Origin of the sequence: Lichenibacterium ramalinae, from assembly GCF_004137085.1 — a bacterium.
GTDB classification, from domain to species: Bacteria; Pseudomonadota; Alphaproteobacteria; order Rhizobiales; family Beijerinckiaceae; genus Lichenihabitans; species Lichenihabitans ramalinae.
The window spans coordinates 38715-54410 of sequence record NZ_QYBC01000026.1 but is presented as its reverse complement, the minus strand read 5'-3'; the positions used below and the strand labels follow the sequence as shown (position 1 = coordinate 54410).

14 protein-coding genes are annotated in these 15696 nt (G+C 72.9%); 10 read left to right on the top strand and 4 right to left on the bottom strand.

All coding sequences use genetic code 11. The features are described 5' to 3' along the window. Positions 1–5: 5 nt before the first annotated feature. The 8 genes from D3272_RS23790 (at position 6) to D3272_RS23755 (ending at position 8253) form a co-directional block, all read left to right on the top strand. Positions 6–1097 (top strand): ABC transporter ATP-binding protein, encoded by a 1092-nt coding sequence (locus D3272_RS23790; RefSeq protein ID WP_129221704.1) that lies wholly within the window; start codon positions 6–8, stop codon positions 1095–1097. Next, the gene (locus D3272_RS23785; protein ID WP_129221703.1) at positions 1094–1996 is read left to right on the top strand and encodes an ABC transporter permease; all 903 of its coding nucleotides are present in this window, start codon (positions 1094–1096) and stop codon (positions 1994–1996) included. Before D3272_RS23790 ends, D3272_RS23785 begins: the two co-directional genes overlap by 4 nt. Then, a complete protein-coding gene (locus tag D3272_RS23780; protein ID WP_129221702.1) occupies positions 1993–2835 on the top strand; it encodes an ABC transporter permease in 843 nt (280 codons plus the stop codon). Before D3272_RS23785 ends, D3272_RS23780 begins: the two co-directional genes overlap by 4 nt. A gap of 2 nt (positions 2836–2837) precedes the next feature. Beyond that, positions 2838–4316: a mannitol dehydrogenase family protein gene (locus tag D3272_RS23775; protein WP_129221701.1), complete on the top strand. Its 1479-nt coding sequence runs from the start codon at positions 2838–2840 to the stop codon at positions 4314–4316. Continuing rightward, positions 4316–5842, top strand: coding sequence for a UxaA family hydrolase (locus D3272_RS23770; protein ID WP_129221721.1), 1527 nt, complete (start codon positions 4316–4318; stop codon positions 5840–5842). Before D3272_RS23775 ends, D3272_RS23770 begins: the two co-directional genes overlap by 1 nt. Positions 5843–6155: 313 nt before the next feature. After that, positions 6156–6953 (top strand): amino acid ABC transporter ATP-binding protein, encoded by a 798-nt coding sequence (locus D3272_RS23765; protein ID WP_129221700.1) that lies wholly within the window; start codon positions 6156–6158, stop codon positions 6951–6953. Then, a complete protein-coding gene (locus tag D3272_RS23760) occupies positions 6950–7594 on the top strand; it encodes an ABC transporter permease subunit (RefSeq protein ID WP_129221699.1) in 645 nt (214 codons plus the stop codon). The genes D3272_RS23765 and D3272_RS23760 overlap by 4 nt, the downstream gene beginning before the upstream one ends. Further along, entirely contained in the window at positions 7591–8253 is a 663-nt protein-coding gene (locus tag D3272_RS23755) for an ABC transporter permease subunit (RefSeq protein ID WP_129221698.1), read from the top strand. Before D3272_RS23760 ends, D3272_RS23755 begins: the two co-directional genes overlap by 4 nt. Positions 8254–8712: 459 nt before the next feature. Here D3272_RS23755 and D3272_RS23750 read toward each other — a convergent pair whose 3' ends face one another. From D3272_RS23750 to D3272_RS23740, 3 genes are read right to left on the bottom strand one after another with little or no spacing between them, the layout of a single operon-like run. Beyond that, positions 8713–10125 carry a pilus assembly protein TadG-related protein gene (locus D3272_RS23750; protein WP_129221697.1) on the bottom strand — a complete coding sequence of 471 codons (1413 nt, stop codon included), beginning with the start codon at positions 10123–10125 and terminating at the stop codon, positions 8713–8715. After that, on the bottom strand, positions 10110–10823 hold the full coding sequence (locus D3272_RS23745; RefSeq protein WP_129221696.1) for a TadE/TadG family type IV pilus assembly protein: 714 nt from the start codon (positions 10821–10823) through the stop codon (positions 10110–10112). Before D3272_RS23745 ends, D3272_RS23750 begins: the two co-directional genes overlap by 16 nt. After that, positions 10823–11377 carry a TadE/TadG family type IV pilus assembly protein gene (locus tag D3272_RS23740; protein ID WP_129221695.1) on the bottom strand — a complete coding sequence of 185 codons (555 nt, stop codon included), beginning with the start codon at positions 11375–11377 and terminating at the stop codon, positions 10823–10825. The genes D3272_RS23745 and D3272_RS23740 overlap by 1 nt, the downstream gene beginning before the upstream one ends. Positions 11378–11782: 405 nt before the next feature. Between D3272_RS23740 and D3272_RS23735 the strand changes: the two genes are divergently transcribed. Next, positions 11783–12742 (top strand): pirin family protein, encoded by a 960-nt coding sequence (locus D3272_RS23735; protein WP_129221694.1) that lies wholly within the window; start codon positions 11783–11785, stop codon positions 12740–12742. Between the two features lie 42 nt (positions 12743–12784). Then, positions 12785–15136, top strand: coding sequence for a xanthine dehydrogenase family protein molybdopterin-binding subunit (locus D3272_RS23730; protein ID WP_245496756.1), 2352 nt, complete (start codon positions 12785–12787; stop codon positions 15134–15136). Positions 15137–15157: 21 nt separating this feature from the next. On the opposite strand, the gene D3272_RS23725 is transcribed toward D3272_RS23730, so the two are convergent. Then, the gene (locus D3272_RS23725; RefSeq protein WP_245496755.1) at positions 15158–15682 is read right to left on the bottom strand and encodes a winged helix DNA-binding protein; all 525 of its coding nucleotides are present in this window, start codon (positions 15680–15682) and stop codon (positions 15158–15160) included. Positions 15683–15696 lie beyond the last annotated feature (14 nt).

Genomic DNA, 15696 nt, shown 5'->3' with positions numbered 1-15696 from the left:
TGTCGATGGCGACCAACCGCGACCCGTCCACGCCGCGTCCGGCCCCCTCCGGCGAAGCCCTGCGCCTCGCCGGACTCCGGCGCGACTTCGGCGGCTTCCAGGCCCTGAAAGGGCTCGATCTCGTGATCCGGCCCGGCGAGTTCATCGCCCTGCTGGGTCCCTCGGGCTGCGGCAAGACCACGGCGCTGAACTGCATCGCCGGGCTTCAGCCCCTGTCGGGCGGCACCATCTCGCTCGGCGAGCGCCGGATCGACGAACTGCCGCCCGAGAAGCGCGGCTTCGGCATGGTGTTCCAGAGCTACGCGCTCTTTCCCCACATGAGCGCGCGCCGCAACGTCGGCTTCGGGCTCGACATGCAGAGGGTGCCCCGCCGCGAAGCCGACAAGCGCATCGACGAGGCGCTGGCGCTGGTGCGGCTGTCCGCCCAGGCCGACAAGCTACCGGGGCAGATGTCGGGCGGCCAGCAACAGCGCGTCGCCATCGCGCGCGCCATCGTCATCCGTCCGCCCGTCGTGCTGATGGACGAGCCGCTGTCGAACCTCGACGCCAAGCTGCGCCTCGAGATGCGGGCCGAGATCCGCCGCATCCACGAGGCCATCGGGTCGACCACCGTCTACGTCACCCACGATCAGGACGAGGCCCTGTCCATGGCCGACCGGATCGTCGTGATGCGCGACGGCCTGATCCGCCAGACCGGCACGCCCGAGGACCTCTACGAGCGGCCCGAACACGCCGACGTCGCCGAGTTCATGGGCTATCGCTCGAAGCTCCCCGGGCGCGTCGCCGGCACGGCCGCGGGCCGCACAACCGTCGAAGCCTGCGGCTCGCGCGTCGAGGTCCAGGCGCGCCAACCCGTCGCGGCCGGCCAGCCCGTGACCCTGATGGTGCGCCCCGAGGACCTCGTGGCGGGAAGCTCCGGCATCGTCGCGACGGTGCGGATCAGCGAATACCGCGGCCGGGCCTTCTTCGGCGCCGCCCAGGCCATCGACGGCACCGAGCTGTTCTTCCGCAGCGACCGGCCGGTGTCGGCGGGCGAGCGCGTCACGCTCGGCGCCCGGCCCGACCAGATCCTCGTCTTTCCGGGGGACGAGGCATGACGGCGCTCGCTTCCCCGGCGAGCCCGGGCGTGCCGCTGCGCCTGCGCCTCGCCGCGCGCGGCATCGACGGCACGACGCTGCTGGTGGTCCCGGCGCTGCTCGCCATCCTGGGCCTCTTCGTCTACCCGTTCCTTTACGGGCTGGCGCTGTCCCTGGCGCCCAAGGCCGGCCCCTTCTACGGAAGCTACGCCACGTTCTTCAGCGACCCGTTCCTGCGCGAGACGGTGTGGAACACGCTGATCCTGGCGGTGCCGACGACGCTCTTCAACCTGCTGCTCGCCGTGCCGATCGCCTTCCGGGTGCGGCTCATGCGCCACCAGCGGCTGCTCACCACCATCCTGGTGCTGCCGGTGACGCTCGGCACCGTGCTGGTGGCGCAGGGGCTGCTGACCTACCTCGGCCCGCAGGGCTGGTTCAACCGCGTCCTGCTGTGGCTGCACGTCATCGGCTCGCCGATGAAGCTCACCAACAACTACTGGGGCGTCTTCGCCTCGCTGGTGATCACCGGCTTCCCCTTCACCTTCCTGTTGACGCTGTCCTACGTCAGCGGCATCGACCCGGCGCTCGAACAGGCGGCGGCGACGCTGGGCGCGGGCGCGGCGCGGCGCTTCGCCCGCGTCTTCCTGCCCTTGCTGGTGCCGGGCCTCGCCGTCACCTTCTGCCTGAGCTTCGTCCAGGCCTTCGCGGTCTTCCCGTCGGCGGTGCTGCTCGGCGCCCCGGCGGGCTCGACCCACGTCATCTCCATCGCGGCCTACCAGGCGGCCTTCGAGCGGTACGACGCCTCGCTCGGCTCCGCCATCGCCATGATCATGGGCGCCGTGCAGCTCGTCGTCGTGCTGGCGGCCCTGGGGCTGCGCTCGCTGTTCTACCGTGGCCCGGTCGGGGGGACGAAGGGATGATCCGCGATTCAGGCATCGGATCGAAGCTCTGGCGCACGGCCGTCTGGGCCGTCGTGGCGGTCTTCGTGCTGAACCTCCTGGCGCTGATCGCCACGGTGGTGATCGACTCGCTCTCGACGCGCTGGCTCGGCACCTGGCTGCCGGCCGGCTTCACCACCCACTGGTACGCCGACGCCTGGGACGAGTTCGGCCTGACGGACGTGCTCGTCGTCACCTTCGAGGTGGTGGGCGCCGTGGTGCTGATCTCGGGCGCCCTCGGCGTCACCGCCGCCTATGCGCTGGCGCGGCGCGATTTCCCGGGCAAGCGGGCCGCCACCCTGGTGTTCCTGCTGCCGTTGCTGGTGCCGCCGCTCACCTACGGCATCCCGATGGCGACGCTGCTCTACCGCGTCGGCCTCGGCGGCTCCTTCTGGGGCGTGGTGCTGGCCAACCTCGTGCCGGCCGTGCCCTTCGTGGTGCTGGTGATGATCCCCTTCATCGAGCAGATCGACCCGCGGGTCGAGGCCGCGGCCCGGGTCTTCGGCGCTTCCACCCCGCAGCTCTTCGCGCGGGTGCTCCTGCCGCTGCTGCTGCCGGGCGTGCTGGCGGCGCTGCTGCTAGTGCTGGTGCGGACGGTGGCGATGTTCGAGCTGACCTTCCTCACCGCGGGGCCCACCAGCCAGACGCTGGTGGTGGCGCTCTACTACGCGGTCTTCGCGTCGGGCGTGCGCGCCGGCCAGGAGGTGGACGTGATGGCGGTGGTCTACATGGTGACGACGCTGGTGTGGCTCCTGCTGGCGCTGCGCTTCGTCAACCCGACGCAGATCGTCGCCCGGTCCAAGACGCAAGGAGCGCATTGACGATGGCCGAACGCCTTTCCGCCGCCACGCTCGGCGGCCTGCCCGGCGCCGTCGCCCGCCCGGGCTACGACCGCGCCGCGCTGACCACCGGCATCGTCCACCTCGGCATCGGCGCCTTCCACCGCGCCCATATGGCGGCCTACACGGATGCCGTGCTGGCCGGCGGCGACCCCCGCTGGGGCATCCTCGGCGCCTCGCTGCGCTCGCCCGACACCCGCGACGCGCTGGCGCCGCAGGACGGGCTCTACGCCCTCGCCGTGCGGGACGCCTCGGGCGAGCGCCTGCAGGTGGTGGGCAGCGTCACCCGCCTCCTCGTCGCGCCCGAGGACCCGGATGCGTTGCTGGCCGCCATGAGCGCGCCGGAAACCCGCATCGTGTCGCTCACCGTGACCGAGAAGGGCTATTGCCACTCGCCCGCCACGGGCGAGCTCGACGAACGCCACCCCGACGTGGTGCACGACCTCGCCCACCCCGGGGCGCCGCGCTCGGCGCCGGGCTTCATCGTCGAGGCGCTGCGCCGCCGCCGCGCCGCCGGCCTGCCCTTCTTCACGGCTTTGTGCTGCGACAACCTTCCCCACAACGGCGCCACGCTGCGCCGCGTGCTGGTGCGCTTCGCCACCCTGCGCGACCCGGCGCTCGGCCGCGCGCTCGAGGCGGAGCTGCGCTGCCCCTCCACCATGGTGGACCGCATCGTTCCGGCCACCACCGACCGGGACCGCGCCGGCATCGCGGAGGCGCTCGGCCTCGACGACGCCTGGCCGATCGCCACCGAGCCCTTCACCCAATGGGTCATCGAGGACGACTTCGCGCGCGACCGCCCGGATTGGGCCCGCGCCGGCGCCACCTTCGTGGCCGACGTGGCGCCCTTCGAGCTCGCCAAGCTGCGCATGCTCAACGGCAGCCATTCCACCCTGGCCTATCTCGGCTATCTCGCCGGCCACGAGACCGTCGCCGACACGATGGCGGCGCCGGGGTTCGCCGCGCTGGTGCGCGGGCTGATGCTGGAGGAAGCCGCCCTCACCCTGCCGCCGGTGCCGGGGCTCGACGTCGCCGCCTATGCGGACTCGCTCGTCGCGCGCTTCCGCAACCCGGCGCTGCGCCACCGCACGTGGCAGATCGCCATGGACGGGACGCAGAAGCTGCCGCAGCGCCTGCTCGGCACGGTGCGGGACAGGCTGGCGGCGGGCGCCGCGATCGACCGGCTGGCGCTCGGCGTCGCGGCCTGGATGCGCTACGCGACGGGCCGGGACGAGCGGGGCGAGGCCATCGACCTGCGCGACCCCCTGGCGGACGAGTTGCGCCGCCGCACCGCGGGCCTTGAAGATGCGGCGGCGATCGCCGATTCTCTGCTGGGTCTCGACGCCGTCTTCGGCCGCGACCTTCCCGCCGACCAGCGCTTCACCGGGGCCGTCACGGCCGCGCTGTCGGGTTTGATGCGCGAGGGCGCCGCCGCGGCGGTCGCCCGCTTCGGAGTGCCATGATGTCCAGCCCCGCCCGCACCCTGCGCCTCCAGCCGGAGGACAATGTCGTCGTGACGATCGACGTCGCCCAGCCCGGCGACGCCACCTCGTCCGGCGTCGTGGCGGCGGCGCGCGTGCCCAAGGGGCACAAGATGGCCACGGCCGCGATAGCGCCCGGCGCCCCGGTGCTGAAGTTCGGCCAGATCATCGGCTTCGCCACCAAGGCCATCGCTCCCGGCGACTGGGTGCACGAGCACAACCTCGCCATGGGCGAGGATTTCGACCGCGACTACCGCTTCGGCGAAGGCGTGCGGCCCGACACGCTGCTGCCCGAGGCCGAGCGCGCCACCTTCCAGGGGTTCCGCCGCGCCGACGGCCGCGCCGGCACCCGCAACTACCTCGCCATCCTGACCTCGGTGAACTGCTCGGCCTCGGTGGCGCGGTTCATCGCCAAGGAGGTCGAACGCTCCGGCATCCTCGCCGACTACCCCACGATCGACGGCGTGATCCCGCTGGTGCACGGCACCGGCTGCGGCATGGCCGACAAGGGCGAGGGCTTCGAGGCGCTGAAGCGCACCCAGTGGGGCTACGCCACCAACCCCAACATCGCCGGCGTGCTGCTGGTCGGCCTCGGCTGCGAGGTGTTCCAGATCGGCCGCATGAAGTCCGAATACGGACTCGTCGAGGGCGAGCGCTTCCGTACCATGACGATCCAGGACGAGGGCGGCACGCGCCGCACCGTCGAGGCCGGGGTGGCGCGCCTGCGCGAGATGATGCCCAGCGCCGCCTCCGCCCGCCGCGAAGCCATCCCGGCCTCCGAACTCGTGCTGGCGCTCCAGTGCGGCGGCTCGGACGGCTATTCGGGCATCACCGCCAACCCGGCGCTCGGCGCCGCCGCCGACCTGCTCGTCGACAACGGCGGCACCGCCATCCTGTCCGAAACGCCCGAGATCTACGGCGCCGAGCACCTGCTCACCCGTCGCGCCGTCGACCGGGCGGTGGGCGAGAAGCTCGTCGATACGATCCACTGGTGGGAAGCCTACACGCGCCGCAACGGCGGCGAGATGAACAACAACCCGTCGCCGGGCAACAAGGCGGGCGGCCTCACCACCATCCTGGAGAAGTCGCTCGGCGCCGCCGCCAAGGGCGGCACCCGCAACCTCGCCGCCGTGTACCGCTATGCCGAGCGCGTGGCCGACCATGGCTTCGTCTTCATGGACACGCCGGGCTACGACCCCGTCTCGGCGACCGGTCAGGTCGCGGGCGGCGCCAACGTCCTGTGCTTCACCACCGGCCGCGGCTCCGCCTACGGCTGCAAGCCGACGCCCTCGATCAAGCTCGCCACCAATTCCGACATGGCGAGGCACATGACGGACGACATGGACATCGATTGCGGCGACGTGCTCGACGGCGTGTCGATCGCCGACAAGGGCCGCCAGATCTTCGACCGCATCCTGGCCGTGGCGTCGGGCGAGCAGTCGAAGTCGGAAGCGCTGGGCTATGGCGACGCAGAATTCGTGCCCTGGCAGATCGGCGCCACCATGTAGGGACGGCGGCCCGGCATAGCAGCCGCGACCCCATCCCTCGGACGCGACCTGGGGCGCTTTCGCCGTCGCTCCGGTTCAGGATCGAGCACAGCCGCGGCGTCGGCCTGGAGGCGCTGAAGGGGCCCAGACTCGACGGGGTCCACCTGGGAGCGCCGGGCGACCCGGCCAGGGCGCTTCGACCTTGATCCGCTCCACGGCACGGCGGGGCTCAATCCGCGGGCCGGCCGCGTCGCGCGAAGCGCTTGCGCGGCCGCCGGATTCGCTCCAGCTTCCGGGACGAGGCCGGGACGCCTCTAGGGAGCCTCCGAGCGCGATGAACCTCGATTCCGGGATGCGGGCCGCCGGCGTCACCGTACTGGCGCGCGAACCGGTCCTGCGGCTCGACGCCGTCGGGAAACGGTTCGGCGCGCTCGTGGTCCTGGACGACATCAACCTCACCCTGCGCGCCGGCGAGGTCGTGTCGCTGATCGGGCCGGGCGGGTCGGGCAGGAGCACGTTGCTGCGCTGTATCGACCAGCTCGAGCCGCCGACCAGTGGCCGCGTGCGGGTGGGCGGCCTGTCCATCGAGGCCGGCCATCCCCCGACCCGGGCGGAACTGTCGGACCTGCGCCGCATGGTCGGCATGGTGTTCCGCTCGCCCGGCCTGTTCCCGCACCTCACGGTGCTGCGCAACGTCAGCCTGGCGCTGGAGCGCGTCCTGGGGCGTGGGCGGGTCGAAGCGGAAGCACGCGGCCTCGCCCTGCTCGAGCGCGTCGGGCTCGCCGGCCGGGCGCATCACACGCCGTCGCGCTGCTCGGACGGCGAGCAGCAGCGCATCGCCATCGCCCGCGCCCTGGCGATCGAGCCGCGCCTGATGCTGTTCGACGAGCCCACGGCGGCGCTCGATCCCGAGCCCGGGCGCGAGGTGCTGGCGCTGATGCGCAGCCTCGCCGACGACGGCATGACCATGCTGGTCGCCACGCACGAGCTGCAGTTCGCCGAGACGGTTTCGGACCGCGTGGTCGTGATGGCCGAGGGGCGCGTCGTCGAGCAGGGGGCGAGCCGACAGGTGATCCACGACCCGCGCAGCGATCGCGCCCGCCGCTTCCTCGACGCCGTGCTGAACCGATGACCGGCAGCCTGCTGGCGGCGCTCGCCTCCGGTCTCCCGTGGAGCCTCGGCGTCGCGACGCTGTCCTGGCTGGCCGGCGCAGTGCTGGGGCTCGGGCTCTGCGCGCTGCGGCTGTCGCGGGTCCCGCTGCCGCGGCTCCTCGCCGGCCTCGTCATCTTGCTCCTGCGGGCGGTCCCGCCGCTGCTCTGGCTGTTGCTCGCCGGCGCCGTCGCTGCCGCCGCCGACCTGCCGATCGCCCCCTGGGCGGCGGCCGTGGCGGGCCTCGGCCTGGTCGCGGCCGCCGAGATGGCCGAGATCTACCGCCGGGCGCTGTCCGCCGTCGCCGCCGCCCAGTGGGAGGCCGCGGCGGCGCTGGGCCTGCCGCGGCACTCCCGCATCCGCGACGTGCTGGCGCCGCAACTCCTGGCCGCCGCCCTGCCGGCCGCCGCCGGGCTCGCGGCGGGGCTGCTGCGCGATTCCGCCATCGCGTCCCTCCTCGGCGTGAGCGGCATCGCCGCCGAGGCGGACCGTGCCGCGCGGGCGGGCGCCGGTCCGCTGGCGAGCTTCGCGGCGGCGGGCGCGCTCTACCTCGTCCTCGGCCTGGCGGTCGCCGCCGTGGGGCGCCGGGCGGCCCTGCACCTGCGGGCCGCGGCGGCCCGATGACCGCATCGCTGACGATCTGGCGCGACGCCCTGCCGGCGCTGCTCGACGGGCTGGAACTCAGCCTGGCCGTCACCGGCGTGTCGCTGCTCGCCGGCCTGCCGCTCGGCCTCGTCCTGGCGCTCGGCCTCGGCGCGCGCGACCTCGCCCTGCGCTGGGCGGCCCTGGCCGTGGCCGGCGCCGGCCGCGGCGCACCGGTGCTGATCCTGCTGCAGGCCGCGGGGCTCGGCCTGCCCGCCGCCGGAATGCCGCTGTCCCCTTTCGCCGCCGCCAGCCTCGCGCTCGGCTGGGCGGCCTGCGCCGGCGCCGGGACGGTCATCCGGGCCGGCCTCGACGCGGTCCCGGCGGACCAGCGCGAAGCCGCCGCCGCCATGGGTCTTCCGTTCGGGGACGTCCTGCGGTTCGTGCTGCTGCCGCAGGGGCTGCGGCTCGCCGTCCCGGGCCTCATCGGCGTCGCCTTGCTGCTGTTCCAGGCCAGTTCGCTCGCCGTGGCGGTCGGGCTGCCGGAACTCACGGGGCGGGCGCTGCAGGGAGCCGGGCGGGCGGAGGGGGCCGGCGTCCCCGTGCTGCTGCTGGCCGCCCTGCTCTATGCCGCCGTCTCGATCCCGGCGCTGCTGGCGATCGCCAGGCTGGAGCGCCGCCGCCGTCGCCCCGCGGCGTGACGCAAGCGGGCCCGGCGGATCGACGCCATGAGGCCGTCGGCGGGAGCAAGCGCGGTTTCGCACCGTCGGCGCCGCGATGATGGACCGGTGGCAAAAGGGCCGGCGCGGTCGGTGATTTGCACGCCAGGGCGGCGCGATGCCGCTTGCACCGGCTGCCCACTTGTGGTGCATCACGGGGGACGACCGGCCTCGAAAGGGGCCGGAACCGTCTCACGGCTTCGCCCGGTAAGCGCGCCCCTGCTGAGGGGCGAAGCCGTGACCCGTAGGCTACGCCAGCCCTGAAGCTCCAGGGCCAGTCCCGTCACCTTGCGGCAAGGTCGATCGGGCCGCCATGCCTGAGCGTCCCGATAACTTGTCGTAACGTCCCATCGCGCCGTTGCTGGTCGAGGCCGGCCTGCCGTTGCGGCGGGCGGGCGTACCGCGCCGGGACCGCGCGTCGGCCCGGCGCCGATCCGTCCGTCACTTCAGCAGATGCGCCACCTGGATGGCCTGGTTGAACATGGCCGCCAAGGCGTTGTTGATGTCGGCGGGGGTGTTGGCGGTCTGGAAGAAGCCCGGCGTCGCGCATTGCGGAAGCACCGAGGGGATGTTGGCGGATGCGGCATTGGCCTGCTGCGTTTCCCAGGTATTCTGGTCCGTCACCGTCAGCGTCGTGTAGGGGATGTAGAGGATCGACACCGTCGCCCCGGCCGCCTTCAGGGCCGCGCACAGGTTCGGGTCGATGGCGACGGGGTTGGTCCCGGTCCACCAGGAGCGGTTCCTCTGCTGCGAGATGGACGAGCCCCCCGGGTAGTACCACTTGTTGCCGGATGACAGGGCGAACTGCTGCGTGTTCTCCATGCCGTCGGTGATGAGGAAGACGAAGGGCTTCGACTTCGTGGCCGACGAGCCGTCGCCGTAGGGGCCGATCGTCGCCTGGATGCTGGCGAGGCTGGTCTCGAAATGCGTGCCGCCGCTGCCGTCGCCCGTGCTGGTGTCGCCGAAGGTCGACAGCTGGGTGGCGCCCGAATCGAGCAGCGTCGTGAACGCGGTGGGATTGGCCTGGTCGCAGGTGGCGGCAGACCACAGCGCCGCGTAGTTCGACGACAGCGGCGACAGCGTCGCCATCTGGGTCACGAAGGGATAGAGACCGACCCTATACTGGTTCGGCACGCTCGGCGTCCTGGCGAGCCCCAGGAGACCGCACACCGCGCTGTTGACGGCGCCGGAGCGCAGCTGGATGTTGTGGCTCACGGCGAAATTGTAGCCGCCGACCTGGTCGGGGAAGTGGCAGGCGAACTGGCAATTGCCGTTGTTGGCGGCGAGGTAGTTCTGCCCGCTCAGCGTCGACGGCAGGCCCATCGACGCCGACACGTCGACCAGCAGGTAGAAGTCGAGGTAGCTCGGGATGTCCGCCGCCGCGGCCGTGTTGCCGCCGAGGTTGGTCGAGGCCTGCCTGAAGATCTGGCCGAAGTTGTTCCGCGCCACGGCCTGGTACTGCACCGATGCCGAGAAGGTCTGGGCGCTGCGTGTGAGCGTGATGGCGGGGACCTGCACGGTCGTGAACGGGACCCTGGCGGCATTGACGGCGAAGGCGCGGTTCGCCCGGTCCTTGCCGGCCGCGATGGCGTTGGCGGTGAGGTTCGCGTCGTTCGGGTTGGCCGCCACATAGGCCTTCGCCGTCGCCACGGCGGCGATCGCGGCGGCGTCGGCGGCGTTGTCGAGCTTGGATTTCGCGCTGAGCGCGACGCCGTAGTCGATGCCGAGCCCCACGAGCCCGACGAGCGGCAGCAGGCAGACGGCGAACACGATGGCGACATTCCCGCCTTCGGACCGGCGGAAGCGCTCGAAGCGGGCCCTGTGCCGCGCGCGTCGGGTCAGAAGCCTGGGCATGTCGATGCGATCCCGTCGTTGCCGGAGGTGTCGAACTTGATCAGCGAGGCGTAGCGAGGCTGCACGAAGACCGACCGGGTGATCTGGATCGGCTGCAGGAACTGCGACCCGAAGGTCGGCACGAAGGTGAAGGACACGTCGACCGCGATGATGGATCCCGACCCGAACACGGAGCGCGGCAGGGTTTTGGGCGAGGGAGCGGCGGTGTCGTCGGCGGCGGCCTGCGCGACGACGCAGGGTCGGTTCCTGTTGCCGGCCGTGCCCGTGCTGGTCCAGACCACGTTGGCGACGTAACAGGCGCTCTGGTCGGTCGCGCCGGAACAGCTCTGGCTGGTCTGGGTGAACTGGATCGAGGCATAGTCGATGGTGATGTCCTGCCACCAGGCGACGCCCTGGCGGCTGGCGTCGCGCATCAGGTACGGGAACAGGACCAGCGCGGAATCGTAGCTGAAGTGCAGGTCGAGCGCGTTCACGGTCGCGGTCGTGCTGCTGGGGGTGGCCGGCGCCGCCTGGGAAATCATCTGGCTGATGGAATTGGCCACCAGCTCGACCCTGCGGGTGGCGTTGACGTAGAGCACCACCTGGAGTCCGGCCAGCAACAGAAGCGCCAGCACCGGCAGGACCAGGGCGAATTCGATGGCCGACGTGCCGGCCTCGGCGGCCAGGAACCGGCGGGGAAGCGGGCCGGGGCGGCGCATCAGTACTGCTCGTTCCGGAAGGCGGCCGTCGCCACCGTGAGGTAGGCCGGGGCGCCCTTGTAGCTGTAGTTCGCCCCCAGCATGGACGTCATGAAGGCCGGCAGGATGGTCAGCGGATACACGACCTGCAGGTAGACGTAGGCGCCCTGTGTCCCGGGGTTGAACTGCGCGGTCGCGTTGGACAGCGCCGGCACGACGAGGCCGGTCTGGTTGGCGTTGACGAGCGCGTAATAGCCGCCCGGCTGGGCGGCCTTGGCCAAGGTCTGCACGTTGACGATCACGTCGTCGCAGTTGATCGGGGCCGGGAGCGCCGGGCACACGACCGTGGTGCGGAAGGCGGCCTGACTCAGGTTGGCCTTCTGGACCGTGCCGATCATGATCTGCCGGGCCGCGAGGTCGGTCGCACGGTCCAGGGCCTGGTTGATGTAGAGGAACAAGCCGACCATCATGAGGAACACGATCGTCATGACGAGCGCGCTGCCCACCAGCGCGAATTCGACGGCGGCGGCGCCGCGCCTGTCTCGCGCCAGGCGGCCGAAGGGTCCGGACCGCATGCCGGCGCGCGGGACGTCCGCCGCACGGCCGCCTGCGGGCTCTGTCGGTCGGGCTCCCTCCGGTCGTTTGGTCAGGTCTGTGAGCACGGTGATCCCGGACGCGGCATGACGGCCTTTGCGTCCGTCATGGCGTCGCGTCCGTTAACAGGGGCTGGCGGCCGCGGGCGCGATGCCGGCTTCGCGGTCGATTCGCGCGGGTTGCCCGGGCATTCCTGTCGCTTTGACTACCGTTCCCTTACTGCACGGCGCGAAGAACGCTGCGTCGGATCCGGTCCGGCTCTGCCGGGGGCGAGTCTGGACGGGAGGTCGCGGGGCAGGCCATGGCGCCGCAGGCTGCGGCAGCGCTGCGGTGGACCTGCCCGAAGCGCCGTCGCATAGTCCCGCGCGATCACGGAGAGCGCTGAGATGAGCTGGAACCCGTCTTTGGCCGCCGGCTACCCCGATGCCACGACCGTCGACGCCATCGAGACCGTCATCGTGCCGCGGGCGCGCGACCTCGGCGGCTTCGAGGTGCGCCGCGCCCTGCCCGCGCCCCAGCGCCAGATGGTCGGTCCCTTCGTGTTCTTCGACCAGGCGGGACCGGCCGAGTTCCTGACCGGCAAGGGCATCGACATCCGGCCCCACCCGCATATCGGGCTCGGCACCGTCACCTACCTGTACCGCGGCGAGTTCCACCACCGCGACAGCATCGGGTCGAACCAGATCATCCTGCCCGGCGCCGTCAACTGGATGGTGGCGGGCCGGGGCGTGACGCATTCGGAGCGGACCAGCCCGGAAACCCGGCAGTCGCCCCATGCGCTCTTCGGCATCCAGACCTGGATCGCCCTGCCCGAGGACAAGGAGGAGATCGCGCCGAGCTTCGAGCACCACGGCCGGGACACCCTGCCGGTGATCGAGGCCGAGGGTGTTTCGGCCCGGCTCGTGCTCGGCCGCGCCTATGGCGAGACCGCCCCGGCCCGGCTCCACAGCGACACCTTCTACCTCGACGTCACGCTCGCCCCGCAGGCCCGCTTCCCGCTGCCGGTCGACCACGAGGATCGGGGCATCTACGTCGTCGAGGGGTCCATCGCGGTCGCCGGGCAGTCGTTCGAGGCCGGCCGCATGATGGTGTTCCGTCCCGGCGACCCCATCACGGTCTCGGCCGGGGCGGCGGGTGCCCGGCTCGTCGCGCTCGGCGGGGCCACGCTGAACGGCCCGCGCCACGTCTGGTGGAACTTCGTCTCGTCGAGCCTCGACAGGATCGAGGCTGCCAAGGAGGAGTGGCGCCGCGGCACCTGGGGGCAGGAGCAGGGTGGAGGCTGGGGTCAGGGGCTCTTCGACCTCCCGCCGGACGACCGCGGCGAGTTCATCCCGCTTCCCGCCTGAGGGCCGCGCCATGGCATCGCGGCGACGGCGCGGATCCGCCGCGTGACGCCGGACGAGGACGCGACGCGGCCGGCCGCGCGGCCGCCCGAGGTCGGCCGCCCGCGCCCCCGGCTCGAGGACGGACGCTTCCTGACCGGACAGGGGCGCTACATCGACGACATGCCGGTGGCGGGAGAGCTCTTCGGCTGCGCCGTGCGCTCGCCCTTGGCCCACGGCCTCATCCTGTCCATCGACGTCGCGGCGGCGCTGGCGACGGCGGGCGTCGTGGCGGTGCTCACCGAGGCGGACCTCGCCGCGGACGGGGTCGGCGACCTTCCGTGCGACGTCGAACTGCCCGAGGCGGCGTCGCTCCGCGTGCCGCCGCGGCCCGCCCTGGCGCGCGGGCGCGTGCGCCACGTCGGCGACCCCGTCGCCTTCGTGGTGGCGACGACGCGCGAGGCCGCGCAGGACGGCGCCGAGGCCGTGGCGGTCGCCTACGAGCACCTGCCGGCCGCGGTCGGCGTCGAGGCGGCCCTCAGTCCGGAAGCGCCCCGGATCTGGGACGAGGCGCCCGGCAACCTCGCCTTCCTGGACCGCCGCGGCGACGCCGAGGCCGTGGCGGCGGCGATGGCCCGGGCCGAGACCGTGGTGGACCTCACGCTCGACAACAACCGTCTCGTGGCGGCGCCCCTGGAGCCGCGGGCCGCCGTCGGGCGTCACGATCCGGCCTCGGGCGCGTTCGACCTGCTCCTCAGCGGCCAGGGCGTCCACGAGATGCGCCGCCAGCTGGCCGGCAGCGTCTTCGCCCTGCCCGAGGATGCCGTGCACGTTTCGGCCCCCGACGTCGGCGGCGGCTTCGGCCCGAAGAACGTGCTGCATCCCGAATACGTTCTGGTGCTGGCCGCGGCGCGGCGGCTCGGGCGCCCGGTGCGGTGGACGTCGAGCCGCAGCGAGGATTTCCTCACCTCGGCCCAGGCACGCGACAACCGCACGCGGGCCCGGCTGGGGCTCGACCGCGACGGGCGCTTCCTGGCGCTGGAGGTCGAGACGGCGGCCGACATGGGGGCCTACCTGTCGGCCCTGGGCCCGCTCGTGCCCACGGCCGCGGCGGCGAGCGCCATGGGCGGCGTCTACGCCATCCCGGCCATCTCCGTCGTGGTCAGGGGCGTCTTCACCAACACCGTGCCGGTCGACGCCTACCGGGGCGCCGGCAAGCCCGAAGCCAACTACCTCGTCGAGCGCCTCGTCGACATCGCCGCCCGGCGCCTCGGGATGCCGCCGCTGGAGCTGCGCCGCCGCAACATCCTGTCGGTCTTCCCGCACCGGGGCGCGCTCGGCGTCGCGGTCGAGCGCGGCGCCTTCGCGGCGACGCTGGATGCCGCCGCGGCGCGTGCCGATGCCGCGGGCTTTCCGGAGCGCCGGGCCGAGGCCGCCCGGCGGGGCCGGCTGCGCGGGCTCGGCTTCGCCTGCTACCTCGAGACGGCCCGCGGCCGGCCGGGCGAATGCGCGGGCCTGCGTTTCGAGCGGGACGGCAGCGTCAGCCTGCTCGTCGGCACCCAGTCGAACGGCCAGGGCCACGAGACGAGCTTCGCCCAGGTCGCCGCCGACCGCCTCGGCCTGCCGGTCGAACGGTTCCGGCTGGTGCAGGCCGATACGCGCCGCGTGCCGCGCGGCAAGGGCCACGGCGGTGCCCGCTCGCTCCACCAGGGCGGCGCCGCCCTGGTCGAGGCCATCGAAACCCTGCTCGACCGGGCCCGCGCCATCGCGGCGCAGCTGCTGCAATGCGAGGGCGCGGCGCTGCGCTTCGCCGACGGCGCCTTCGCGGCGCCGGGCGGGTCCGTCACGCTCGACGCCGTGGCGGAAGCCGCCCGCGACCCGGAGCTGGCGGCCGGCGGCGGCCGGGACGGCCTCGCCGTCCTGGTCGACACGGCGCTCGACGCCATCACGTTCCCCAACGGATGCCACGCCGCCGAGATCGAGGTCGACCCCGAGACCGGCCGGGCGACGCTGGAGCGCTACGTGGCGGTCGACGATTTCGGCACGCTGGTGAACCCGCTGCTGGTGGCCGGCCAGGTGCACGGCGGCCTCGCCCAGGGCATCGGCCAGGCGCTGTTCGAACACACCGTCTACGATGCCGCGGGACAGCTGCTCAGCGCGTCCTTCATGGACTACCAGCTGCCGCGGGCCGCCGACCTCCCGGGGTTCGAGCTCGCCTCCCTCCCGGTCCCGAGCCACGCCAACCCGCTCGGCGTCAAGGGTGCCGGGCAGGCCGGCGCCATCGCGGCGCCCCAGACGGTGATGAACGCCCTCATCGACGCGCTGGCACCGCTCGGCATCGACCACCTCGACATGCCGGCGACCCCGGCGCGCATCTGGCGGGCGATCCGGGCGAAGCAGGGGGCCGGCACCGCCTGATGGCGGGCCCGCGCGCCGGCCTCACAGCGAGGCCGCCGCCCGGGCCGCCTGATCGTAATGGCCCGACAGCACCCGCATCTGGGCGGCCAGGGTCGACAGGGCCGCGCGGTCGAGGCCCAGGGCGGCGACGGACCGGACGAGGAGCGCTTCGCGGATCTCGCCGTAGCGCCGGCAGGCCTCCGCCCCCGCCGGGGTCGCGGCGACGAGCTTCTCCTTGCCCTGCAGGCGGGTCGCCACGAGGCCGAGCCGGGCCAATTTCTTCACCGCGTAGCTCACCACGTGGGTGTCCTCGATGTTCAGCACGAGGCAGAGGTCGGCCATGCGTTTGGGCCGGTCGCGGTGATGGGCCGCGTGCAGCACCAGCACGTCCACCGGCGACAGGTCCGGCACGCCGGCCGCCGCCATGCAGCGAACCATCCAGCGCTCGAAGGCGTGCGACACCAGGATGGTGCCGAACTCGAATTCCGACAGCGCCGGCATGGCGCCCGCCGCGAGATGAGCCGACGACACCACCGGCCCGTCGAACGCGCTGCCCTGCTCCGCCACGGTGCTTCTCCCGC